The sequence below is a fragment of the Yersinia alsatica genome, from assembly GCF_902170305.1.
In the GTDB taxonomy this organism is placed as follows: Bacteria; Pseudomonadota; Gammaproteobacteria; order Enterobacterales; family Enterobacteriaceae; genus Yersinia; species Yersinia alsatica.
Genome location: NZ_CABHWW010000023.1, coordinates 81,515 through 104,877, shown reverse-complemented (window position 1 = coordinate 104,877; position 23,363 = coordinate 81,515). Strand labels below are relative to the sequence as shown.

Below are 23,363 nucleotides of genomic sequence, written 5' to 3'. Positions count from 1 at the left end.
ACTATGAACCACCTGCAACTCAGAGTTGAAAATCTCAGTAAAACCTTCGTGCTGCACCATCAGCACGGCATTCGCCTGCCGGTACTGCATCAAACCTCTTTGGAGGTCGGCGGGGGTGAATGTGTGGTACTGCACGGTCATTCCGGCAGCGGTAAATCCACTCTGCTACGCTCTTTATATGCCAACTATTTACCTGACAGCGGCCATATCTGGGTCAAACATCAGGGGGAGTGGCTGGATATCGTCACCGCCGAAGCCCGACAAATTATGGCGGTGCGCCGCCACACTGTGGGCTGGGTCAGTCAGTTCTTACGGGTGATCCCACGGATCAGTGCCCTAAATGTGGTCATGCAACCTTTGCTGGAACTGGGGGTTGACCGCAACCAGTGCCAGCAGCGCGCTCAGGATCTGTTAACTCGTCTCAATGTTCCGCCACGGCTGTGGGATTTGGCGCCATCGACCTTCTCCGGCGGCGAGCAGCAGCGGGTCAATATCGCCCGTGGTTTTATCGTGGATTATCCCATTTTGCTGTTGGATGAACCGACTGCATCACTGGATAGCACCAATAGCGCGGCAGTGGTCGGCTTGATTGATGAAGCCAAGCAGCGCGGGGCTGCTATTGTCGGTATTTTCCATGATGAAAATATACGTAACCGCGTTAGTGACCGCTTACTGGCGATGACGCCACCGCCCTCTTGTGTCAGCACGGAGATCCCCGCATGATCCTCAATAACGTGAACCTTATTCTTGAAGATCAGGTGGTCAGCGGATCACTGGAAATCCAACATGGTGTGATCCACAGCTACAGCGATCGCCCGACTCAACTTTCAGCCGCTATTGATGGACAAAATAGCTGGCTATTACCGGGATTGATCGAGCTGCATACCGATAATCTGGACAAGTTTTTTACGCCGCGTCCCAAGGTTGATTGGCCAGCCCATTCAGCAATGAGCAGCCATGATGCCCTGATGGTTGCCTGCGGAATAACCACGGTTTTGGATGCCGTAGCCGTCGGTGATGTGCGCGATGGCGGCCATCGGCTGGATAACCTGCAAAAAATGATCAATGCAGTGGTGGATAGCCAGCGGGCGGGATTGAATCGAGCCGAGCATCGGATCCATTTACGCTGTGAATTACCCCATGACAGTACCCTGCCCCTGTTTGAAAAGCTGATGATGCAGCCTGAACTTTCATTGGTGTCGCTGATGGATCACTCACCAGGACAGCGCCAGTTCGCCTCGCGGGAGAAATATCGTGAGTATTATCAGGGTAAATATCACCTTAATGATCAGCAAATGGTGGAATTTGAAGAGGAACAAATCACTCTTTCCGCTCGCTGGTCAGGGCCAAATAGAGCGGCGATTGCCAGTCACTGCCGCCAGCGGGGAATTGCACTCGCCAGCCACGATGATGCTACCGCCGAACATGTGGCGGAGTCCCAAGCGCTGGGCAGTGTAATTGCAGAGTTCCCCACCACTGAAGTGGCAGCCAGAGCCTCACATCAACACGGGTTACAGGTGTTGATGGGCGCGCCAAATATCGTCCGTGGTGGCTCCCACTCCGGCAATGTCGCAGCCCACCAGCTGGCATCGTTGGGGGTATTGGATATTTTATCTTCTGACTATTACCCGGCCAGTCTGTTGGATGCCGCATTTCGTATCGCGCAGGATGAAGCCAACAGTTTCACCTTACCGCAGGCGGTCAATTTGGTCACCCGCAACCCGGCCAAAGCCTTGGGGCTAGAGGATCGCGGCGTGATTGCAGAAGGTAAACGGGCAGATTTGATACTGGCCCGCGCTCATGACGGTTCGCAGAGTAAACATATTTACGTGCAAAACGTCTGGCGTCAGGGAATACAGGTGTTCTGATGGCGCGCTTAATCTACCTGATGGGGGCTTCCGGCGCAGGCAAGGATTGCCTGCTGTCTGCTCTGCGGGCGGCCATACCCGCCAATATGATGGTGGCGCACCGCTATATTACCCGCGCGGCCCATGCCGGTGCTGAAAATCATATTGCGTTAAGTGAGCAGGAATTTTTATTGCGGGCCAAACAGGGGTTATTTGCCCTCTATTGGCAGGCGCATCAGCACCATTATGGGGTCGGCATTGAGATAGATATCTGGCTGCAACATGGGTTGGATGTGGTGGTGAATGGCTCCAGAGCCTATTTACCCCAAGTTGAGCAGCGCTATCACCACCAATTATTGCCACTGTGTTTGACGGTTTCCCCGGCGATTCTGGCGCAGCGCCTACAACAGCGCGGGCGGGAAAACAGCGAGCAAATCAGTGAGCGCTTACTGCGGGCGCAACATTATCAGCAGCAGCTGCCCATCAATTGCCTGCGGCTGTATAATGATGGTGAGTTACAGCACACACTAGAGCAGTTTCAGCAATTACTGGCAGAGAACATCCCTTTACCCCCGATAGATTTCGAGTTGCAGGTAGACGGCAACAAAATGAACTCAATGACTCGAGTTAATGATGGGTATAAATAACGAAATGGGGAGTCAAACATGGAACTGACATTGCTCGGGACTGGAGGCGCCCAACAGGTGCCGGTGTTTGGTTGTGACTGTGTGGTTTGTGCAACCGCCAGACGACAACCCGCACTACGTCGCCAACCTTGTAGTGCCATGCTGCGTTATCAGGGGGAAACCACATTGATTGATGCGGGGCTACCAACACTGGAAAGTCAGTTTACGGCGGGGCAAATTCAGCGTTTTTTGCTTACACATTACCACATGGATCATGTTCAGGGGTTATTTCCGTTGCGCTGGGGGTGTGGAAATTCCATTCCGGTTTATGGCCCAGCGGACCCAGACGGTTGCGACGATCTGTATAAGCACCCGGGAATACTGGCATTTCAGCCGCCCTTGAGCCCATTTAAACCTATCCTGTTTGGCGATTTACGGGTGACTCCAGTGCCCTTAAATCACTCCAAAATCACCTTCGGCTATTTGCTGCAAAGCCCTAATCGGGCCATTGCCTATCTGACGGACACGATTGGGCTACCTGCTGACAGCGCGCTATTTTTGGCCAGTAAAGAGATTGATTTACTGGTGGTCGATTGCAGCCATCCGCCACAATCGCCGCCACCGCGCAATCATAATGACGTCACATTGGCACTCGCCATCAGTGATTTATTGCAGCCAAAAGCAACCTGGCTGACACACATCAGCCACCAGTTGGATGCATGGGCGCGCGACAATACACTCCCGGCCGAGGTGATCATTGCCCGAGATAATCAGACAATATCCTTATTATGATGTGCGCTGCATCTGGGCAGAGGTCAAAATTTTAACGCCCTCTTGTGGCGGGGCAAAAGCCTCATCCAACAGCGCCTGCGCGACATTCTTGGCTTTAATTAAGCGCCATTTATCAGGTAGTAAGGCAAACAGTGGCGCACTGAGACTTTCCATCAGACGTGGGGCTGCGCGCTTGCCTGCCAGCATTGATGGGCGGGCAAATGTCAGTTGCGGCCAACCTTGGGTTTGTAAATCCCGCTCAGCTTCACCTTTGGTGCGGTTATAGAATAGCCAAGAGTTGGGGTTAGCGCCCATCGCGCTTACCAACAAGAAATGCCGTGCCCCCAGCCGTAACCCCGTTTCACCGGCTGCCAACACCAGACGATAATCTACCTGACGAAATGCCGCCTGACTGCCCGCTTGCTTGCGCGTGGTACCCAGGCAACAGAAGACCAAATCCACCGGTTCAACCAAGGTTTTCAGCAACTCGGCGATATTCTCGCCCTGCGGATTAATCAGTTTATTCGAGGCAGGTAATGGCTTACGAGTCGGCGCAATAATGGATGTTACTCTGGCATCCAAACGTAGCAAGCGCAGCAGTTCGCCCCCGACCAAGCCACTCGCTCCCAGCAATAATACCTTTGCCATTTGACCTCCCGATAAAAATGCCCGCGCCACCACAGTATGGAGACAATCATTAAATCAATTGTTACTGATAATACATACCAGAAACACTATGACATAACACCGGAAAACAGCCAGTTATAATCAGAACCAAGAGACTATGCCCAAAGTCATTGGCGTTGCAGGTAGGCGGCAAGCGAGCTACTAATCAATCGGGAACTGATGTGAACAGTATTTACACTGGTTTGCAAACTTACCCCATCAAAAAATGTGGTAAATTCGACGTTCTACTGCAGATCTCATCATATTGAAAAAGGGTTTAAAAATTGCCGATGCCAGAATAATTTCCGATCAATCTCTGAAAGCTCAGCCTCATCACAGATACTTTGCCAATTGTCCTCAATGACTGTTTTCTGTTGCTCAAAAATATCTTTCGCCTCCTGTGCTGTCAGAAGAAAAGCGGGTGCCGCGGCAAGGCAATTGCTCCGTGTACTGAGTCGTTCATTGCCAACAATTAACATTGCCTGGGATGCCTCATTTCCGCTCCGGCCTTGCGGACAAATATCATAAGCGGGTGTAAGTACCAGGCTATTCCCATCCCAAAATGCTGCATGGTTTCTAGCATGATCATCTGTATTTCCGCATAACACATTGAAACACAAGCGAGAAAATAATTCTTTAAGTGTCTCCTTAGGATGCTGAAAGCGTGTACGGATGATCTCTGCCAGTACTTCGTAACTGGCATATCTCGCAAACATGTCATCTAGCCCAAACAAGGTAAGCGCTGATACCATCAACCTGCGCGTCCATCCCTGCTGGGTATAGTCTCTGTCAAATCGTTTAATGAGGAGTACATCCTTTCCTGCCGCTTTGAGTAATCGAACCGGGGCAACATTCAACCCGGCCAATGCAGCCAATCGCATGGCGATATACTCAGCCTTCACGACACTGTAGAGGTCTGAACTAGCTGAAAATTTTGCTATATACTTCTCACCATATTCTTCAATTAGAGCCTTCGGGCGAGCCCCACCAATTGAACTCCCATGATAAAGAGCTTGGTCAAGTTCAGGAGTGAGTGGTATGCCATTTTCAACACGTTCTACAGAATTCATTAACTCTTCGATAGAGACATTATTCGCCGAGCGGGGTTCATAAACTGTGGGAGAACGCTGATAATCCAGAGCACCGATCCGGTCAGAACCCGACTCAAGAAGATAAGTCAGCTCGTCAAAAATTGCCGTATCCATATCCGCGGCTTTCTTTCCGAGCTTGCGGTTGATAATAACTCTGCGCCCCCACGCATCGGGAGCACTATCCCGGAGGCATCCCGGCATACTCAGACTTGGCAAAAGAGGAAGTATTCCTGCCTTTAAGGGTAATTCAGGTTCATAGATAGGAATTGCACGAGGTTCATCGTTTATGCGTTCCAGGTAGCTTTTACCATAGTTAAAAACGATGCTTTTCCCCTCTAAACTGAGTAACCCTGCAACGATAGGTTTAGTTTCACCAGGCAACCAAATCCATGCGTAAGCTTCTTTATATTCACTGTCAGAAGTCATCATTCACTTTCCTTGTTATTTTCCTTGAACGACGCGGAAGAAGGCTAAGCTTTTCTTCAATTCGTTTGCGGTGAATAATCATCGTACTCATATCTGCTTCTTCCTCAAACAAACTAACACCTACTATCTTAGCCACTTCAAATACAACACCAATTCCGCAGCGAGGATCTGCTTTCTCAATCCGCTGTAGTAAGCTTCTGGAAATACCTGCTCGCTCGGCGACTTCCTCAGCTGTCAGTTTTTTCTCCAGTCTGGCGGCCCGAACAGAGGTTGCAAGCAGCTGCAGTGCTTCCTCGGTATATCTTGAATAGGTTCTTACAATAGATTTCGGCATAAGCCCAGCCTTAATGATTCATATGTAAAACGTTAACTACCATTACGATTCATATATAAGTCAAATTAATATGATTATATTTTCACTTAAAACTTAATAATGACTCACATACGAATCATTATAGTCTCTTACGAGCTATATATAACTCAAAAAAAGCAATAAATACTCAATATAGACTGCAATGGTCTAATAATGCCTCAAGGGATAGCTTTATTGTCTGTTATTTGAGCGATATCTGCGGCAAGCTCACAAAAGCCAGGCCCATAAATGGGCCAAATAATGAGAACAATTAACACTGCTGCAATCTCAAGGACGAGGGGCATTCCAGTGCAATTTCTTGCCAAAACCGAGGGTATTATTGGTCATCTTGATTTCCAGCAGCGTCAGCTGCCAGAGAGGGGCGGAAGCTATTTTTGCGACGGGGAAGCGGCGGCAATAGCGTTGGCGGGCAGCCTGCTCAGCCTCACCCTGTAATGGCGTTATTTCACCGCGATATTGAATGCCTTTTATCAAGGCCACGGTGCGCGGCGCGGTGGCGATAGTGCCGACAACCTGCGGGTTAATCTGCATCAGTTCGCCGTGACGGGTATGCTTTTCTGTCATCAGATAAAGCGCCATTGGTGCTTCATCAAACACATAAAAACAGTTGGCACACCACATATCCATACCGCTGCCAGCGCACAGCGTCAGCACATGTTGCCGGCGCAGGAAGCGGGTAATGATCGACAGGTCATCAGGATTATTCACGTCACTCATTATTGACATCACTCACTGGCTGAAAAACAGCCCTGAGTGTACATCACCTTTGCCTTTCTACTAACTCTGCCACAACAGACGATCACGGGATGTCAGGGTCTCTGGCGGTAAAGTAGCGAGAGCTGCCTGATAACGTGGGGCATCTTTGGGGTAACCTCTGGCCGCCTGTAATAACAGCCGCAATGCGCTGTCATAATCGATGCCGCGTAAATCACGGTAGGGCCACAATTCAGGTTCAGCAATAAATGGCAGTAGATAGTCGATTCCCTGCTGCACATTACGGCCATCCTGCACCCACTCCCAGCGATCAATTTCGACATGTTCGCCGTAGCGACACAGCAGTAAATGCGCCTCCAGATTGAACAGGGAGTAGTGGAACGGCACGGTTCGCTCCAGCTCCATCCATTGCTTGCCATCTTGTGCAATTTGCGCAGCCAGCCGCTGCGTTATTCCTTGCCTAATAATGGTAGAGACCAGCCCGCGATCACCATAAAACATGGCATTAGCTGCGCGCTGTACGTCATACCAAGTGCCGTGATTGTTGTGCCAGACATATTCCGAGTGGCCCACTTCACTGTGGAACATCCAGTGGTTAAAGTCGCGGAACCATTGCTGCAAGACCGCCGTATCCTCGGTATCCAGCAACTTGGCGGGCAATATCAAACCGATAGTATCAATCACCATCCACATCAACCGGGTATCAATCAGCCCGGTGCCTCGCCCAGAGACAATACCGGGAATGGCCTGACCATAATTCAGATGCGGATTCATGCGGGTTTTGGCATCTAAAAACCAGCAACGAATCTGTTCTGCTGCCACCTGCGCATAGCGGCTGTTGCCGGTAAAATAGTAGGCCAGCCCCAGTGTCAGGCAGCGGTCACACATGCGCTCAATGCGCTGGGTATCAGTATCGTCATTTTGGCTTTGCGGATTAGTATGACCATCACGCCGCACATAAGGTAGTCCATCGGGCTTGCGCGGATTCGGCCACCAGTAAGTCCCAAAACTGTAGTAATCGTGAACATCACCACTCACCGGCAGCAGTGTTTTGTGCGTCACACTCTCCGGCGGCTGGTCCCGTAGAGCATCGGCTTCACTTAATAACCGGCGTAACGCCGGCTGTAAAGGTGAAAATGGCTGCTGCAATACCGCCTTGGCCTTGATTAAACAGTCTGTATCCAAGGTGTACAATTTCATCGGTGTCGCAGCGGTTTTTATTGGCGTCATGGGATTGCTTCCTTATGCAGCCTGGCAGGCAACCCGCACGCCGGTGTCAGCATCAAAAATGTGGATACCGGCAAGCTTAGGTTGCAAATAGACCGTTTCCCCTGCATTCACCGCCAGGCGCTGTTTAAACACCGAGGTAAAACGCCCGCCGCCGGTGCTGCAAAACAGCTGCATATCCGAGCCCGTATTTTCAATCGCCGTAATGGTGGCTTTGAGCGCGCTGGCGCTGTGAGTCTCATCCACCACATTGACCTGCTCTGGACGAATGGCGTACACCACGTTTTGCCCTTCGGTCACTTGCAAACCCACAGGCAGTGTCAGTAAGGAGCCATCTTCTAGCCGCAGCAGGAACTCTGCCCCCTGTTGCACCACTGTCCCTTTCAACTGATTGATCTCGGGTGATCCGATAAAACCCGCCACAAACAGATTGGCCGGACGATCATAAAGATCTAATGGCGTGCCGACTTGCTCAATCCGCCCTTCACGCAGCACCACGATCATCTGCCCCATGGTCATCGCTTCTATCTGATCATGGGTCACATAGACCGAGGTTGTTTTCAGCCGCTGGTGCAATTCGCGGATCTCACCACGCACCTGAGTACGCAATTTGGCATCCAGATTCGACAAAGGCTCATCGAACAAAAATACCTGTGGATTACGCACAATTGCCCGCCCCATTGCGACACGTTGGCGCTGTCCGCCAGATAAATCTTTTGGTAGCCGCTCCAACAATGCCTGCAAGCCCAATAACTCTGCCGTAGTTTCGACTTTTTTACTGATGTCGGCTTTAGACATTTTGGCCATTTTCAGCGCAAAACCCATGTTCTCACGCACTGTCATCTGCGGATAAAGGGCATAGCTTTGGAACACCATGGCGATGTCACGCATCTTAGGTTCGACGTCAGTGACATCTTTATCATTGATACCCACCGTGCCGCCGGAGATCTCCTCCAGCCCGGCAATCATGCGCAATAAGGTGGATTTTCCGCAGCCACTTGGACCAACCAACACGCAGAACTCACCATCAGGAATTTCCAGCGATACATCGCGGATCACATGGGTGTCACCGTAAGATTTACAGACATTTTTAAGTACAACCGATCCCATTTTGTTTCTCCCTAGCCTTTAACCGCGCCAGACATGATCCCGCGATTGAAATGTTTTTGCAGACCCAGATACACGATGATGCTTGGCAACATCGCCAACAGAGTGATGGCAATAAAGATATTTGGTGTGATGCTCTCGTCAGTACGTAAGGTGCCGAGGATCACCGGAATGGTATTCAGACTGTCCTGATTAACCACAATCAGTGGTAACAGGTATTGGTCCCAAATCATGATAAAGCCGAAGGTTACCACCGTGCCCAATGCCGGTTTAACCAGTGGCAGGATGACATGGAAGAAGATTTGCCATTCACTGGCGCCATCAATACGTGCCGCCTCTTCCAGCTCTTTCGGGATGGCCGCCATAAACTCGGTCAGAACAAAGATAGAGAAAGCCCAGCCGACAACCGGCAAGATCATGCCCAGATAGCTGTTGTACAGCGAAGCATCGATCACCGGCAGCCGCCAGTTGATGATCATATAGAGAGGAATGGCGATCACTTCTTCCGGCAGCATCATGGTCGAGAGAATGATCAAACTGGTCAGAGAAACCCCGACAAACTTTTTACGTGCCAGGGCATAAGCCGCCAGCGCACTGACTGACACCTGCAAAACCGTGCCGAAGAACACCACGACGATGGAGTTCAGCAGGTATTGCCAGACGCCAATATCCATCCAGGCAAAGATAAAGTTCTCCCACGAGAACTGATTTGGCCAGGCCAGCAGCTCACCGGGTTTTACTGGCGCACCACTGAATGCGGTGGCGATAATGCCCCAATACGGGCCAACAAAGACCACCAGCAGCAGACCATAAATAATCCAGCGGCCGATACTGTTCCAAGTTTTACTTTTCATTACCAGTCTCCGGCTCAGGTTAGTAACGGGCGATGCGCTTTTTCAATGTGAGATGACAAATCGTCAATACCACAGTGAAGGCGAATAACAGGAAGGACACCGCGGATGCATAGCCATAATCAAACTGCTCAAAGCCCAGTTTGTAGATATGGGTCATGATCATTTCCGTCGCATTAGATGGGCCGCCGCCAGTGGTGGCATAAACTTCAGCGAACACACGGAAACCACGAATAAACGACAGCATCAGCACCACAGAAAGCGCGGGAATCATGCCCGGCAACGTGACGTAGCGCAGGCGGTTCCACCAGTTGGCACCATCAACATTCGAGGCGTCATATAAATCGCGGTTAATACCCGCTAACCCAGCAATAAAGATAACCATGTTGTAAGGCACGGCTTTCCAGATATGCAGCATCATCACTGTCCACAGCGCCTGATCGGTATCTGCCAGAAAACCCTGCGCTTCTATGCTGAACCACGACAAGATGTGGTTCACTACGCCGTTACTGGTTGGGTTAAATAGAATCCGCCACATTTCGGCGACGATCGCCGCACTGGTTACCGCTGGCAAGAAGATAGCAGTACGGATAAAACGCAGATGCCGAGCCGGTCCTTCCAATAGCATGGCTAAGAAGAAGGAGATAAAGGCGGCCACCACCATGGTGACCACCACATATAACAGCGTGTTGAAGACGGCAGAATGCAGTGCTTCATCACCCATAGCGCGGGAAAAGTTATCAAACCCGACCCACTCATTTGGCTGGTTAAAGTTAACCTTGTAAAAACTCATCACCAGCCCTTGCAGCATCGGGATGAATTTAAACCAGGTGAAGATGACCAGTGCCGGGGCCAGGAACAGCCACGGGACCAGATTACGTTTTAGTCGGGGGGTTAGCGTTATCATGATTTACTCACTGCCCTAAGACATTCTGTTTAGCCAACTCATCATTAACTTTCTGATTCACTGCTTTTAATTCAGCAGGGATATCACTGGCACAGTTGGCTAAGATGCGGTTGAAACCTTCAGACGTCACTTGGCGAATCGGCGTCCAGTTAGGCACTTGCGGGATATAGCGGCCATGTTCGGCGTACAAATCAGCAAACATTGCCCAGCGCGGGTCGTTGTAAACTGCTTTGGTATCAACCAGTTTATTAATCGACAACCGCACTACCGGCATATTGTTGCTCCCCATTCCCATGCCGATTTGCTGACCTTCAGGTGAAATCATGAATTCGATGAATTTCTGAGCGGCTTCTTTTTGCTTGCTGCTCTTCATCATAAACACCGTGGTGCCTTCAGCCAGTGTTGCCTGCCCTTTTGGCCCTGCTGGTGGCGGGATCACTTCGAAAGCCTCTTTACCGGGATCTTTATCAAATAAAGCAATGTGATACGGGCCGGAGAAGAACATGCCGCTTTGGCCAGATCGGAATGAAGGGATGGCATCTGCCGTCGTGGCGTTAATCGCCCCCGGCTGGACGGTTTTGTCACACACCATGCCACGCATGAAACTCAAGGTTTCAGCCGCTGCTGGCTCTTCCAGAGAACCTTTAAACTTGCCCTCACCGGCTGGGCGAATAAAGTCACCGCCTGCTTGCCAGAGATAAGAGCTGATAAACCAGCTGGCATAACCGCGAGTGGTTGACGCTGGCAGAATAAAGCCGTAGGTGTCGTTTTTGCCATTGCCATCGGGGTCATTAAAAGTAAATGCTTTTGCTAACGCACTGATGTCTTGCCAGTTTTTCGGTTGTTCTAACCCCAGTTTTTCCCGCCAGTCTTTGCGTATAAACAAAGCGAAAGTTTGTGCTGAAGTGGGCACACCATAATATTTGCCATCAATATATTGGGCACTCTTCCAAGCGGTATCGAAGATATTCTCTCCGCCAATGATATTTTTCGGCTCTATCGGCTCAACAATGCCCAGTTGCACAAACTGCCCAATTGCCACGGCATCATTGAAAATCAAATCTGGCAGCGCGTTACCCGCGGCAGCTCGCGCCAGACGCTGTTCAAAATCGGTTGTGGCATTGAAATATTCAATCTTAATGCCGGTTTTCTTCTCAAACGTCTCGGCTTCAGTTTTATAAATATTCTTGGAATCATTACTAGCACGGATCCACACTTGCAAGGTTTCTGCTGCGTGAAGAGAAGGAATTCCCATGGCTAAATAAGTTAATAACAGCAAAGATTTTATTTTTACTTTTGACATTATCATTTTTGTCTTCATCTTAGCGTCCTCGTTGATATCTAATTTTTTTGAATTTACCCAGAAGTTTAAATAACAGAATAAAATCACGAAACACTCGATAACATTAGAACTCAGAGAAAAACAAAAAACTACACCATAAAAAATAAAACTTAATTCCATTTATAAATTTCTGCTTAAGATCACATTTGTAAAATGACATAAAAATCAATAAAAACAGAATTAATCATATAAAACAATAAATTAAAATCTTCATTTTAAGAACTAAAAAAATCACATAATTATTTAAATTGGCTAAAAAACGTCTAATCCGAAGATTTAATTTGATATCAGTCACAGTTTAAATCATTTATTTACAGATAATTTATAAGATGGATCTGTATCACAAAAGTCCAAAAACTTTGCCCTAGAATTCAAATCCATCTGAAATGGAACAGTGTTCTTTTTTATAAAAATAGCAGCAGAACATTTAATAACCTTGTTTTTACAAGGGTAAGAAATATATTCCATAAAAAATGAGTTATTAATTAAATTAACCAAATTACTTTATTTTTAATCATGTAAACCATAAAGAATAAGGAAAGTAATGATGAAATTTCTGGGTAAAAGAAACCTATTGCTGGCTATTCTTCTAGGGTCATCACCCTTTATTTATGCGGCGGAAAGTCATCCAATATTATTAAAAGTGGATGATATAAACTATAGCATTGACCAGGTTAAGCAAAACAACCCGCTATACGAGAAATCCTATAAAAATCTGATAACTAAGGCAGATAAAGCGCTGAAAAAACCACTCTATTCCGTCATGGATAAAAGTCTGTTGGCTGCCAGTGGCGATAAGCACGACTATTACAGCTTCCCACCTTATTGGTGGCCAGACCCAAGTAAGAAAGATGGTATGCCTTATTTGCGTAAAGATGGCGAAACAAATCCAGATGCCAATAGCGACGCAACTGATAAGAAACGCATGAATAGCTTCAGTGAAGATGTCTATTATCTGGCATTGGCTTACCGCTTTACCGGCAAGCCGGAGTATGCCGAAAAAGCACGAGATCAATTGGTCAACTGGTTCGTCAATCCAAACACCCGAATGAATCCGAATTTACAATATGCTCAAGCAATACCCGGTATCAATGAAGGCCGTGGGATTGGTTTGATTGATAGCCGGGCGCTGGTGGATGTTATTGATGCAGTTGAATTGATAAGGCCGGCCAATGTACTTACTGAAGCTGACTATCAGGCGATCAAAGTTTGGTACAAAGATTTCTATCAATGGATGACAACCAGCCAAAATGGCTTCGAAGAAGATAACTGGCACAATAACCACGGCACCTACTTTGATGTGCAGGCGGCCTCTTTTGCTCTGTTCAGTGACCAAAAAGCGGCAGCGCAAAAGCGCTTGGAAATCACTCAATTACGCCGAATTCCGTCGCATTTTGATATGCAAGGCCGTCAAAATGCTGAACTGGAACGTACTCGCCCGTGGCATTACAGCAATTTCCATCTGGAAGCCTACAACAAGCTGGGTCGCCTTGGTGAAGTTGCCGACAAAGATATCTGGAACTTTAGCCTGGACGAACACAGTCTGAAAAAAGGCTATCAATATGTGGCTGGTTTTATCAATACCGACCAAGCATGGCCGTATAAAGACTTGGATGGTGTGCAAGATAAAAAAGCGCTGGTCAATATGATTACTGCCGCGCGTGCCTATCCGGCAGACCCTGATTTCCAACAGAAAGCGCAATACCTGATAGCAAAATACCCGGATGCCGTTGAAATCCTGCTCTACCCGATAACACAAAAATAAGCCAATACCCAAAGACATAGGAGCTACAGGTCGGCGGCAAGCAAACTCATCCCGAATCACTTACTCAACTCAGTGATTCGGGAGACAAATCTGTCGGGAGCAGATTTGAACACGGCTTGCAGCGGCCTCGAAGAGGCGAGTAATAGCGCGCAGCTCACAATCCTGCAGCTTCAAATACCCAGGGTATAGCCGAGGAAGCACCAGATATGAAGCAGTTTACAGACAGGCAGATGGTTAAAATCCGCCAGCGAGTTGTACAGCATCCGGAGATTATTGCCACGCTGATTGCGGATAATCGGGTGGTTTTGGATTCAGAAACACGGGTCCCTGCCACTGGTATCGCGACCTGGAACCATTACTATTATTGTCCCGACCACGGTGTGCAACTGGAGTGGGATCGTCATTCCCCTACCCAGCACCGTTGTCCGGTGGACTCTCAGCTGTTTAGTGGTGAGCCCTATGACGGTGCCTGGTGGCGGGCACTCAATGGTCTGAATGCCAAAGCCTGTAATCAATTGGGGCTACTGTGGCAATTGACCGGCGAGATAATTTACTTCAATAAAGTGCGGGATATTCTGATCAACTATGCCCGCTATTATCCTGATTACCAAGTTCATGGTGGCATCCCGTACAACGGGCCGGGCAAGGCAAATGCTCAGACTCTGTGTGAAGCCAATTGCCTGCTCGATTTTGCGCTGGGTTATGATTTTATCGCCGATGCACTCAGCCAAGAACAACGCGACTGTATTGCCGGGCGCTTATTGCGTGAAGGGGCTGATTTTCTGATGCAGCACCGCACCCGTCAGTTGCATAACCATGAAGTCAAAATCAGTAGCGCGATTGCCGTGATCGGCCTGATCCTGGCTGAAGATCACTATATTGAGTTTGCAGTTAATGCCGATTATGGCCTGCGCTATCAATTAGAGCATGGGCTGTTCAATGAAGGATTGTGGTTTGAAGGCTCGGTGCATTATCACTTTTATGCTCTGCAAGGCTTTTGGTCATTTGAAAAGTTGGCGGCAGACAGCCGCTATAGTTTGCTGGCTTTGCCCTATTATCGCGATATGCTCAGCTTCCCCCTCAAACTGCTGATGCCAGATGGCACATTCCCGCGCATCAATGATTGCACCGCCGGGCAAGAGCAGCTCAATCATGCACATTTGTATGAGTTTGCGTTTAAAACCTATGGCAATGATGAATATGCCGCCGCCCTGCACCATATTTATCGCCAGCAGCCACGCCTCAATCTGGATGCGCTACTGTACGGCGTTGAAGAATTGCCACCACCAGTGGTGGATGTCATTCCAACAGATACGTTGCATGCCCCAGACTGCGGTTTGACTATTTTGCGTCAGCCACAATCTGGCCGAGCCTTGCTGATAAAACATAGCCCCTATGGGGGTGAACATGATCATTATGATCGGCTGAATTTAATTCTGTTCGAGCAAAAGCAAGAGATCCTGCCGGATTTAGGCACTACCGGCTATGGTGCGCAACTCCATTACGGCTATTACAAAAACAGTGCCACTCACAACACACTCAGTATTAACCAAACTAATCAGCCGCCAGCGGTGCCAGTGATTCATAACTGGCATCAATCTGCCAACTTCAGTTGGCTGGATACAGAGGTGGATTGGAGCCAAGAAGCGCCGAAACTGGATAGCCATACCCGAGTGCAATGGGATAGCGAAGCTTACCGTGACGTTAAATTCCGCCGCCGTATTTTATGGCTGGAAGATGCCATCATCGATATCAGCAGCATTATCAATCCACATCAACAACAGTGGGATTGGACACTGCATATCGACGGGGTCGCCACCGAGGTCGTGGGTGAAGACGCCACCTTCTGTGACCACGGGCCGATGCAATATCTACATCAGGTTACCGCCCGGCAACTGCAAGGGGTTACCCAATGTTGTTATCAGACCGCAGCGCGCCCACTATCTCTATGGTTAGCTGCCGATGCCACGCTCTTTCAAGGATTAGCGCCCGCCAATCCATCAGTGCGAGATATTAGTTATCTGATTTTGCGTCATCGCCAACCAGAGGCGCATATCACAGCGGTATTTGATATGAACAACAACGACCCACTTTCATTGGTACAAGTGGAGAATGATGGCGAGATATTATCTATCGAATTGACGCGTCAACAGCAGATTGTGCAGGTAAAAATCCCCTTAACCCGCAGTAGCCTTCCGCTATTCAGTTAAGTTTATTCATGTTGGGGCAGTCGTTGCCCCTCTTTCCCCGCACTTATCGCTGATCCAGCGAGCAATCTCAGCACATCCTCCCTAATAATGTGGTTTTTGGTGAAAAAGTGCCATATAACGTGATTTAGCTAGCATTTACCGCAGAAGATAAATATGAATTTATATGCATAATTTTCGTATAAATGAGGATGTAACAAATAATTTGGGATTAACAAATAAAACACAAATTTTATTAAGAACCCGCTCTCATTGCTTATATTGCATAATAATAGACCAGTCGATGTATCCGCCGTGTTAAATATAACCTTAGTGTTTTGCATAACATACAGTACAGTTTTGAATAAATACCGTTTAAAATGAATAAATAAAGCAATTTATTCATACTTTAGTCAAAACACATTTTAAAATCGGCGAAAAACATGATGTCAGTCACAGAATGAATAAGTGTTATGACTAAAATAGCCGCCATCAGTTCGTTTTTATAAATTACTGTTTAAAACGAAAACCTTGTTTAAAACCAAAATTTGTTTAAAAAAATAGAGACCTTACGCAAATGGAAAATAACAACAAGAAAATGGCGCATATAAGGCGGACAACGCATTTAATGATGCCGGCACATCGTAGTTATTTTAACTTTTCCTATTTCCATTTTAGATAAAATCCTTCCTGCGATGACATCCGTTTTTATTGGATAGTCATTGTCTATGCGCAATTTTTAACAGAGACGAAAAGTGCCTACTGCCTTTGCGTGATGTTAACTATTGTCTGCTTTCTCCGAAGAAATTAACACTCAGTTATATTTTAACGCCTATTTGATGGTTGCGATTTATTAATCAATCAACATCGGCCAAGTGTTTTTTGTCTTCCAGCAGAAACATAGCTATCCAGTAAAAAAACAATGTCGCCTTTGTCATTCTTGTTAAATGACATAGGGAATACTATGCCTAAAATTCAGCCATAGTGTTGCGCAGAAAAAGCAGACTATTTATTAATGAATTCTATTTCATTGATACGGACTGCTATACATAAAATTTAATAGAAATGAACTTAAATAAACCAACAAATAATGTAGGCGTAATAGCCTCTTAAAATAAACGAGAATTTATAATGAAAAAATTAAATATCGCGGCAAGTACATCAGCTATAACTTGCTTTGAATCACAGCGAGAAGTAGTGGATGTTTTACACACGGATTTTACTGATGTTGCTGCCGTCGTACTTTCTGTTCAGGACATTAATAATGGTGTGATTGATAGCATCCATTCATTAGGTCTTGAGATTCCAATTTTCGCGGCTGTTTGTTGTGAAGAAGAATTAAATACCGATGTATTACCGTCTTTAAACGGGGTATTTGAACTGTGCGGTGACAATACTGACTTTTACGGTAAACAACTGGAATCAGCAGCTGAAAAATATGAAAAAGAGTTGCTGCCCCCCTTCTTTAGTACATTAAAAAAATATGTAGAAATGGGGAATTCAACCTTTGCTTGCCCAGGACATCAGGGTGGTCAATTCTTCCGTAAACATCCGGCTGGTCGTCAATTTTTTGACTTCTACGGCGAAACTATTTTCCGCTCGGATATGTGTAATGCTGACGTAAAATTAGGTGACTTGCTCATTCACGAAGGTGCGCCTTGCGATGCTCAAAAACATGCGGCAAAAGTATTTAATGCCGATAAAACCTATTTCGTACTGAACGGCACATCTGCCTCAAATAAAGTGGCAACCAATGCACTATTAGCCCGTGGCGACTTGGTGTTGTTTGACCGTAATAACCATAAATCCAACCACCATGGCGCACTAATTCAAGCTGGCGCAACCCCAGTATATCTGGAGACTGCCCGCAACCCATTTGGCTTCATCGGGGGTATCGACGCTCACTGTTTTGAAGAAAAATACCTGCGTGAACAAATACGTAGCGTAGCTCCTGACCGTGCTAATGAAGCGCGTCCATTCCGTCTGGCGATCATCCAACTGGGGACTTATGACGGCACAATTTATAATGCCCGTCAGGTAGTGGATAAGATTGGCCACCTCTGTGACTATATTCTGTTTGACTCAGCGTGGGTGGGTTACGAGCAATTTATTCCAATGATGAAAGATTGTTCACCATTATTACTTGAACTGAATGAAAACGATCCGGGCATTATCGTTACTCAATCAGTGCATAAACAACAAGCTGGTTTTTCACAAACTTCGCAGATTCATAAGAAAGATAAACATATTAAAGGTCAGGATCGTTACTGCAATCATAAACGCTTTAATAATGCCTTTATGTTGCACGCATCCACCAGCCCATTCTATCCATTATTTGCTGCATTAGATGTTAATGCGAAAATGCATGAAGGCAAAAGTGGTCAACGCATGTGGTTAGATTGTGTTAAAACCGGTATTGAAGCCCGTAAAATGATTTTAAATACCTGTAGCATGATTAAGCCTTTTGTTCCGGTAGAAGTTGATGGCAAACCATGGCAACAATATGACACAGATGCTATGGCGCAAGACTTGCGCTTCTTTAATTTCATTCCCGGCGAAAAATGGCATGCTTTTGAAGGTTATGAAGAGTCACAATATTTTGTTGACCCATGCAAACTGTTATTAACCACCCCAGGCATTGATACCAATACTGGCGAATATACTGCATCCGGTATTCCAGCAACTATTCTGGCTAATTTCCTGCGCGAGAATGGGATTGTGCCAGAGAAATGTGACCTTAACTCCATCCTGTTCTTATTAACGCCGGCAGAAGACTTGGCGAAAATGCAACATTTGGTAGCGCAAATTGCCCGATTTGAACGTTTCATTGAAGAAGATGCACTGCTAAGCGATGTATTACCGACGGTTTACCGTAATAACGAAACTCGCTACAAAGGTTATACCATCGGTAAATTATGTCAGGAAATGCATGACCTTTATGTCAGCTACGATGTTAAACAGCTGCAAAAAGAGATGTTCCGCAAACAGTATTTCCCTAAAGTTATGATGAATCCTCAAGATGCTAATATTGAATTCGTCCGTGGGCATGCTGAATTAGTTCCACTGTGTAAAGCAGAAGGTCGAATTGCCGCTGAAGGCGCACTGCCTTATCCACCTGGAGTATTGTGTGTTGTCCCTGGTGAAGTATGGGGCGGAGCTGCTCAACGTTATTTCCTGGCACTTGAAGAAAGTATTAACTTATTGCCAGGCTTTGCACCTGAATTACAAGGTGTTTATTTACAAGTCGATGAAGATGGATGGAACCGCGCATACGGCTATATGATGAAATAATTAATAGAATAGATAATTTCATCTCCAAGATATTTAGAAACACAGCCCGGCAGAAAACCATGCTGTAATTTTAAATAATCAGGGGATTTGACAACACCAACCTTAACTCAAACCTGCGGGAGTAAATTATTCTCGCAGTCTCTGAAATTTAAAAAGAGATAATAAAAATGAGTAAAACAAATAATAAGATGGGAGTCGTACAGCTGACTATTCTGACCGCCGTCAATATGATGGGATCAGGCATAATTATGCTGCCAACCAAACTCGCCGAAGTTGGGACGATTTCTATCGTTTCATGGTTAGTCACCGCAGTCGGTTCCATGGCATTGGCTTATGCATTCGCCCAATGCGGTATGTTCAGCCGTAAATCAGGCGGGATGGGCGGTTATGCAGAATATGCTTTCGGCAAATCTGGCAACTTTATGGCCAACTATACCTATGGCGCATCACTGTTAATCGCCAACATCGCCATTGCCATATCGGCGGTCGGGTACGGTACCGAATTACTGGGGGCCACCTTAACCCCATTAGGGATCTGTATTGCCACCATCGGCGTACTGTGGCTAGCAACCGTGGCTAACTTCGGCGGCGCACGTATCACTGGGCAAATCAGTAGCGTTACCATTTGGGGGGTTATTATCCCGGTGGTAGGCATCTCTATTGTTGGCTGGTTCTGGTTTAGTGGTTCAGCCTATGTCGCAGCATGGAACCCACATGGCGTGCCAACCTTTGAAGCTATTGGTTCCTCTATCTCAATGACGTTGTGGGCTTTCCTCGGTCTGGAATCTGCCTGTGCGAATACCGATGCGGTAGAAAACCCTGAACGTAATGTTCCGATCGCCGTCTTGGGTGGGACTTTAGGTGCAGCGGTTATCTATATCATTTCCACCAACGTGATTGCCGGTATCGTGCCAAATATGGATTTGGCTAACTCAACTGCGCCATTTGGTCTGGCATTCGCTTATATGTTCACTCCAGCGGTAGGTAAAATCATCATGGCATTGATGATTATGTCCTGTGTGGGTTCATTGCTCGGCTGGCAGTTCACCATCGCCCAAGTCTTTAAATCTTCTGCGGATGAAGGCTTCTTCCCGAAAATTTTCTCTAAAGTCAGCAAAGCCGACGCGCCAATTAAAGGGATGTTGACCATTGTTGTCATCCAGAGCGTGCTGTCCCTGATGACGATTAGTCCGTCACTGAATAAACAGTTCAATGTGCTGGTCAATTTGGCGGTAGTAACCAATATCATCCCTTATATTCTGTCGATGGCAGCACTGGTGATTATTCAGAAAACCGCCAATGTGGCGCCAGCAAAAGCGCGTAAAGCCAATATCATTGCCTTTATCGGTGCAATGTATAGCTTCTATGCACTTTACAGTTCAGGTCAGGAAGCCATGACTTGGGGTGCTATTGTGACCTTCCTCGGTTGGACACTGTACGGCCTGGTTTCACCACGTTTTGAATTTGCAGCCAAGACTAAGTAAGTAAAATAGGGTCGATTTAATCAGTTCAGGTGCCAGCAGATAAAAAAAGACAGGATGCAAGATGGAATTCCGGTAATAATGTTCCGAACCGCTACCCCCGGACTGGGATAAGATTATGTCGGATAGCCTTTGGCATCTCTATCTGCTGCGCACCGCCACTGGCATGCTGTATACCGGTATTACGACGGATGTCACACGTCGATTGACGCAACATCAGGCAGGAAAAGGCGCAAAAGCGCTACGAGGCAAAGGGGAGCTATCGCTGGTATTTCACTGTGAAGCAGGGGATCGTTCGACTGCGTTGAAACTGGAATATCGAGTGAAGCAACTCAGTAAGCAGCAAAAAGAAAAGCTGGTGATGAACCAGCCTTCTTCATTGGCAACATTACTGATTAAAACCGATTGAATGGGTCAGAAAACACCACTTCGCCATCGGCATTCTCCAGTGCATCTTCCGCCAGCGCGTAAACCTGAAAAGCCTGTTCGGTACCCGGCCAACGGCACGTCAATTGATGACCAGCAGCTGGAACAAAGCCAAAACGCTGATAATAAGCAGGGTCACCTAGCACCACGACTGCGGCATAACCGAACTCATTCAGGGAATCGAGGCCTTCATATACCAGCTTCTCCGCCAAACCTTGCCGACGCAAGCTCTCTTCCACCGCTAGCGGAGCCAGGGCGACCCATTGACGGTCTTCACCGCCAACATCTACCGGGCTAAATGCCACATAACCGACGACACCGCCTTCATCATCCGTCGCCACAATACCTAGCGTCAGTAAGCCGTCTTCACGTAATTGCTGCACCAGCTCAGCTTCGTCATCTCGCTTGAAAGCCTGGCGCAAAAGCGCGTCGATCCCCGGCGCATCCACCGGAATTTCAACCCGGATCAGCACGATGCTAATGTACGGGAAGTACTGGCCGCACCCTCTTGCTGACCGGCTTCAATAAACTCAGCCAATTGTTGCAGACCGACTCTCAGTAGCGTCGGCATAGATTCCAACTCAATGGCATCCATCAGATTTTTCACATACAGGCCCAATTCGGTATCCCCTTCAATTCGTAACCGGCGCTGGAAAAACAGCGTGTCCGGATCTTCTTTACGGGCAGCGATCAAAATCAGATCGTTGGCATCACCACTAAAGCTAACATCGGCTTCAGCCTGTTGGCTTACCACCAGCCTACCGTTTTCTACCGTCATAAACCATTGCAATGCGAGATCACGCACTTCAATTTTTAACCAGCGGGACTCCAGAAACTCGAGATCACCATCCAGCAGTGCTTGCCGGAATTGCCAGCTCAGCACCTGCTCCAATATCTGGCGTTGTATGGCGAACGGGGTCAGTTTTAGTGGCCCCCGCAGTAGCGCTGGCCCTTGACGCACGAGGTGTGCTCGTAGTTGTTCCAACACAGGCGATGCCCCCTTTAATTAAAAGTGATATTGAATAACAGCATTTTGCCACATTGGTGAAATAGGAAAGCGGGTTATATCAATAAATTTTGCATCAGATCTTTGCTAAATCTTAGAAGAAAGCCACCAATGCGAAAGAAACTGCCTTAAATCAAGGTCAGTGCTCGGCAGGTTAACTAAAATCGCCACTCGATAAATATGAGTATCATCTTCGGATGGGGAACATTCTATTGCCAGTAGTACTGCCAGTAAGGTGGCTACTGACTCATTCAGGAAAATTCTATGGAGCTGCTTTGTCCTGCCGGCAATTTACCCGCATTAAAGGCCGCAATCGATAATGGTGCCGACGCGGTTTATATCGGCTTGAAAGATGATACCAATGCTCGCCATTTTGCCGGGCTTAATTTCACTGATAAAAAGCTACAGGAAGCGGTAAATTACGTTCACAGCCGCAAGCGTAAATTACATATTGCCATTAATACTTTTGCTCACCCTGACGGCTATTCCCGTTGGCAACGGGCGGTAGATATGGCGGCGCAACTGGGTGCTGATGCTCTGATTTTGGCTGATTTGGCCATGCTGGAATATGCCGCCGAGCGTTACCCTGAAGTTGAGCGCCATGTTTCGGTACAAGCCTCGGCCACCAACGATGAAGCCATCCGCTTCTATCAGCGCCACTTTGATGTAGCTCGGGTAGTTTTACCGCGCGTGCTCTCGATGCATCAGGTAAAGCAACTTTCGCGTACCAGCCCGGTTCCATTGGAAGTTTTTGCTTTTGGTAGCTTATGCATTATGGCCGAAGGCCGCTGTTATCTTTCATCCTATTTGACCGGTGAATCACCCAATACCGTGGGTGCTTGTTCACCGGCGCGCTTTGTACGCTGGCAGCAAACCCCGCAAGGGATGGAATCCCGCCTCAATGAAGTATTAATCGACCGTTATGAAGATAACGAAAACGCCGGATATCCGACACTGTGCAAAGGGCGCTATCTGGTGGATGGTCAGCGCTATCACGCACTGGAGGAGCCAACCAGCTTAAACACCTTAGAGCTGTTGCCTGAATTATTTGCCGCCAATATTGCCTCGGTAAAAATTGAAGGACGCCAGCGCAGCCCTGCTTATGTCAGTCAAGTTGCCAAAGTCTGGCGGCAGGCAATTGACCGCTATCTGGCTAATCCAGCGCAATTTTCCGCCAAAGCGGAATGGATGGAACAACTGGGCGCAATGTCCGAAGGCACCCAAACCACCCTGGGCGCTTATCATCGTAAGTGGCAGTAG

Annotated in this window: 22 protein-coding genes; 11 read left to right on the top strand and 11 right to left on the bottom strand. The window is 47.5% G+C overall.

All coding sequences use genetic code 11. From position 1 onward, the window contains the following. Positions 1–3: 3 nt before the first annotated feature. From phnL to phnP, 4 genes are read left to right on the top strand one after another with little or no spacing between them, the layout of a single operon-like run. Positions 4–723, top strand: a complete 720-nt coding sequence (gene phnL, locus FTA96_RS12185) for a phosphonate C-P lyase system protein PhnL (protein ID WP_145573886.1) — start codon at positions 4–6, stop codon at positions 721–723. After that, positions 720–1,868: an alpha-D-ribose 1-methylphosphonate 5-triphosphate diphosphatase gene (gene phnM, locus FTA96_RS12180; RefSeq protein WP_050152067.1), complete on the top strand. Its 1,149-nt coding sequence runs from the start codon at positions 720–722 to the stop codon at positions 1,866–1,868. Before phnL ends, phnM begins: the two co-directional genes overlap by 4 nt. Beyond that, a complete protein-coding gene (gene phnN, locus FTA96_RS12175; RefSeq protein ID WP_145573884.1) occupies positions 1,868–2,494 on the top strand; it encodes a ribose 1,5-bisphosphokinase in 627 nt (208 codons plus the stop codon). The genes phnM and phnN overlap by 1 nt, the downstream gene beginning before the upstream one ends. An 18-nt stretch (positions 2,495–2,512) precedes the next feature. Beyond that, positions 2,513–3,265, top strand: coding sequence for a phosphonate metabolism protein PhnP (gene phnP / locus FTA96_RS12170; protein WP_050135600.1), 753 nt, complete (start codon positions 2,513–2,515; stop codon positions 3,263–3,265). On the opposite strand, the gene FTA96_RS12165 is transcribed toward phnP, so the two are convergent. The 9 genes from FTA96_RS12165 to FTA96_RS12125 form a co-directional block, all read right to left on the bottom strand. Continuing rightward, entirely contained in the window at positions 3,260–3,892 is a 633-nt protein-coding gene (locus FTA96_RS12165) for a Rossmann-fold NAD(P)-binding domain-containing protein (protein ID WP_050110289.1), read from the bottom strand. The two genes, phnP and FTA96_RS12165, sit on opposite strands and share 6 nt — an antisense overlap. 278 nt (positions 3,893–4,170) lie before the next feature. Then, a complete protein-coding gene (locus tag FTA96_RS12160) occupies positions 4,171–5,430 on the bottom strand; it encodes a type II toxin-antitoxin system HipA family toxin (protein WP_314732601.1) in 1,260 nt (419 codons plus the stop codon). After that, a complete protein-coding gene (locus tag FTA96_RS12155) occupies positions 5,417–5,761 on the bottom strand; it encodes a helix-turn-helix transcriptional regulator (RefSeq protein ID WP_050110290.1) in 345 nt (114 codons plus the stop codon). The genes FTA96_RS12160 and FTA96_RS12155 overlap by 14 nt, the downstream gene beginning before the upstream one ends. 306 nt (positions 5,762–6,067) lie before the next feature. Further along, a complete protein-coding gene (locus tag FTA96_RS12150; protein WP_050152064.1) occupies positions 6,068–6,517 on the bottom strand; it encodes a YhbP family protein in 450 nt (149 codons plus the stop codon). A gap of 60 nt (positions 6,518–6,577) precedes the next feature. After that, complete coding sequence (locus FTA96_RS12145) at positions 6,578–7,744, bottom strand: alginate lyase family protein (RefSeq protein ID WP_050110292.1); 1,167 nt, start codon at positions 7,742–7,744, stop codon at positions 6,578–6,580. A 12-nt stretch (positions 7,745–7,756) separates the two neighbouring features. Beyond that, the gene (locus FTA96_RS12140) at positions 7,757–8,851 is read right to left on the bottom strand and encodes an ABC transporter ATP-binding protein (protein WP_050121723.1); all 1,095 of its coding nucleotides are present in this window, start codon (positions 8,849–8,851) and stop codon (positions 7,757–7,759) included. A gap of 11 nt (positions 8,852–8,862) precedes the next feature. Continuing rightward, the gene (locus FTA96_RS12135; RefSeq protein WP_050110294.1) at positions 8,863–9,702 is read right to left on the bottom strand and encodes a carbohydrate ABC transporter permease; all 840 of its coding nucleotides are present in this window, start codon (positions 9,700–9,702) and stop codon (positions 8,863–8,865) included. A gap of 19 nt (positions 9,703–9,721) precedes the next feature. Further along, positions 9,722–10,606 (bottom strand): carbohydrate ABC transporter permease, encoded by an 885-nt coding sequence (locus FTA96_RS12130; protein ID WP_050110295.1) that lies wholly within the window; start codon positions 10,604–10,606, stop codon positions 9,722–9,724. A 7-nt stretch (positions 10,607–10,613) separates the two neighbouring features. Beyond that, positions 10,614–11,927 carry an ABC transporter substrate-binding protein gene (locus tag FTA96_RS12125; RefSeq protein ID WP_145530623.1) on the bottom strand — a complete coding sequence of 438 codons (1,314 nt, stop codon included), beginning with the start codon at positions 11,925–11,927 and terminating at the stop codon, positions 10,614–10,616. 568 nt (positions 11,928–12,495) lie between these two features. Between FTA96_RS12125 and FTA96_RS12120 the strand changes: the two genes are divergently transcribed. The 6 genes from FTA96_RS12120 (at position 12,496) to FTA96_RS12095 (ending at position 21,080) form a co-directional block, all read left to right on the top strand. Beyond that, positions 12,496–13,713: an alginate lyase family protein gene (locus FTA96_RS12120; protein WP_050110297.1), complete on the top strand. Its 1,218-nt coding sequence runs from the start codon at positions 12,496–12,498 to the stop codon at positions 13,711–13,713. Positions 13,714–13,919: 206 nt separating this feature from the next. Then, a complete protein-coding gene (locus FTA96_RS12115; RefSeq protein ID WP_145573882.1) occupies positions 13,920–15,923 on the top strand; it encodes a heparinase II/III domain-containing protein in 2,004 nt (667 codons plus the stop codon). A gap of 553 nt (positions 15,924–16,476) precedes the next feature. After that, the gene (gene speFL / locus FTA96_RS12110; protein ID WP_115155778.1) at positions 16,477–16,581 is read left to right on the top strand and encodes a leader peptide SpeFL; all 105 of its coding nucleotides are present in this window, start codon (positions 16,477–16,479) and stop codon (positions 16,579–16,581) included. 449 nt (positions 16,582–17,030) lie between these two features. Beyond that, positions 17,031–19,190, top strand: coding sequence for an ornithine decarboxylase SpeF (speF, locus tag FTA96_RS12105; RefSeq protein ID WP_050110299.1), 2,160 nt, complete (start codon positions 17,031–17,033; stop codon positions 19,188–19,190). A gap of 167 nt (positions 19,191–19,357) precedes the next feature. After that, on the top strand, positions 19,358–20,674 hold the full coding sequence (potE, locus tag FTA96_RS12100) for a putrescine-ornithine antiporter (protein WP_050110300.1): 1,317 nt from the start codon (positions 19,358–19,360) through the stop codon (positions 20,672–20,674). 115 nt (positions 20,675–20,789) lie between these two features. Then, the gene (locus tag FTA96_RS12095) at positions 20,790–21,080 is read left to right on the top strand and encodes a GIY-YIG nuclease family protein (RefSeq protein WP_050110301.1); all 291 of its coding nucleotides are present in this window, start codon (positions 20,790–20,792) and stop codon (positions 21,078–21,080) included. Here the strand turns inward: FTA96_RS12095 and FTA96_RS12090 are convergent. Continuing rightward, positions 21,067–21,570: a GNAT family N-acetyltransferase gene (locus FTA96_RS12090; protein WP_050110302.1), complete on the bottom strand. Its 504-nt coding sequence runs from the start codon at positions 21,568–21,570 to the stop codon at positions 21,067–21,069. The two genes, FTA96_RS12095 and FTA96_RS12090, sit on opposite strands and share 14 nt — an antisense overlap. Next, entirely contained in the window at positions 21,564–22,085 is a 522-nt protein-coding gene (gene ubiT / locus FTA96_RS12085) for a ubiquinone anaerobic biosynthesis accessory factor UbiT (protein ID WP_050110303.1), read from the bottom strand. The genes FTA96_RS12090 and ubiT overlap by 7 nt, the downstream gene beginning before the upstream one ends. Positions 22,086–22,367: 282 nt before the next feature. On the opposite strand from ubiT, the gene ubiU reads away from it, so the two are divergent. Then, positions 22,368–23,363, top strand: a complete 996-nt coding sequence (gene ubiU, locus FTA96_RS12080) for a ubiquinone anaerobic biosynthesis protein UbiU (RefSeq protein WP_050110304.1) — start codon at positions 22,368–22,370, stop codon at positions 23,361–23,363.

What these genes read in the sequence shown, in the direction of transcription:
- phnL (WP_145573886.1), top strand. Translation starts at nt 4, where the DNA reads ATGAACCACCTGCAACTCAGAGTTGAAAATCTCAGTAAAACCTTCGTG.
- phnM (WP_050152067.1), top strand. Translation starts at nt 720, where the DNA reads ATGATCCTCAATAACGTGAACCTTATTCTTGAAGATCAGGTGGTCAGC.
- phnN (WP_145573884.1), top strand. Translation starts at nt 1,868, where the DNA reads ATGGCGCGCTTAATCTACCTGATGGGGGCTTCCGGCGCAGGCAAGGAT.
- phnP (WP_050135600.1), top strand. Translation starts at nt 2,513, where the DNA reads ATGGAACTGACATTGCTCGGGACTGGAGGCGCCCAACAGGTGCCGGTG.
- FTA96_RS12165 (WP_050110289.1), bottom strand. Translation starts at nt 3,892, where the DNA reads ATGGCAAAGGTATTATTGCTGGGAGCGAGTGGCTTGGTCGGGGGCGAA.
- FTA96_RS12160 (WP_314732601.1), bottom strand. Translation starts at nt 5,430, where the DNA reads ATGATGACTTCTGACAGTGAATATAAAGAAGCTTACGCATGGATTTGG.
- FTA96_RS12155 (WP_050110290.1), bottom strand. Translation starts at nt 5,761, where the DNA reads ATGCCGAAATCTATTGTAAGAACCTATTCAAGATATACCGAGGAAGCA.
- FTA96_RS12150 (WP_050152064.1), bottom strand. Translation starts at nt 6,517, where the DNA reads ATGAGTGACGTGAATAATCCTGATGACCTGTCGATCATTACCCGCTTC.
- FTA96_RS12145 (WP_050110292.1), bottom strand. Translation starts at nt 7,744, where the DNA reads ATGACGCCAATAAAAACCGCTGCGACACCGATGAAATTGTACACCTTG.
- FTA96_RS12140 (WP_050121723.1), bottom strand. Translation starts at nt 8,851, where the DNA reads ATGGGATCGGTTGTACTTAAAAATGTCTGTAAATCTTACGGTGACACC.
- FTA96_RS12135 (WP_050110294.1), bottom strand. Translation starts at nt 9,702, where the DNA reads ATGAAAAGTAAAACTTGGAACAGTATCGGCCGCTGGATTATTTATGGT.
- FTA96_RS12130 (WP_050110295.1), bottom strand. Translation starts at nt 10,606, where the DNA reads ATGATAACGCTAACCCCCCGACTAAAACGTAATCTGGTCCCGTGGCTG.
- FTA96_RS12125 (WP_145530623.1), bottom strand. Translation starts at nt 11,927, where the DNA reads ATGAAGACAAAAATGATAATGTCAAAAGTAAAAATAAAATCTTTGCTG.
- FTA96_RS12120 (WP_050110297.1), top strand. Translation starts at nt 12,496, where the DNA reads ATGAAATTTCTGGGTAAAAGAAACCTATTGCTGGCTATTCTTCTAGGG.
- FTA96_RS12115 (WP_145573882.1), top strand. Translation starts at nt 13,920, where the DNA reads ATGAAGCAGTTTACAGACAGGCAGATGGTTAAAATCCGCCAGCGAGTT.
- speFL (WP_115155778.1), top strand. Translation starts at nt 16,477, where the DNA reads ATGGAAAATAACAACAAGAAAATGGCGCATATAAGGCGGACAACGCAT.
- speF (WP_050110299.1), top strand. Translation starts at nt 17,031, where the DNA reads ATGAAAAAATTAAATATCGCGGCAAGTACATCAGCTATAACTTGCTTT.
- potE (WP_050110300.1), top strand. Translation starts at nt 19,358, where the DNA reads ATGAGTAAAACAAATAATAAGATGGGAGTCGTACAGCTGACTATTCTG.
- FTA96_RS12095 (WP_050110301.1), top strand. Translation starts at nt 20,790, where the DNA reads ATGTCGGATAGCCTTTGGCATCTCTATCTGCTGCGCACCGCCACTGGC.
- ubiU (WP_050110304.1), top strand. Translation starts at nt 22,368, where the DNA reads ATGGAGCTGCTTTGTCCTGCCGGCAATTTACCCGCATTAAAGGCCGCA.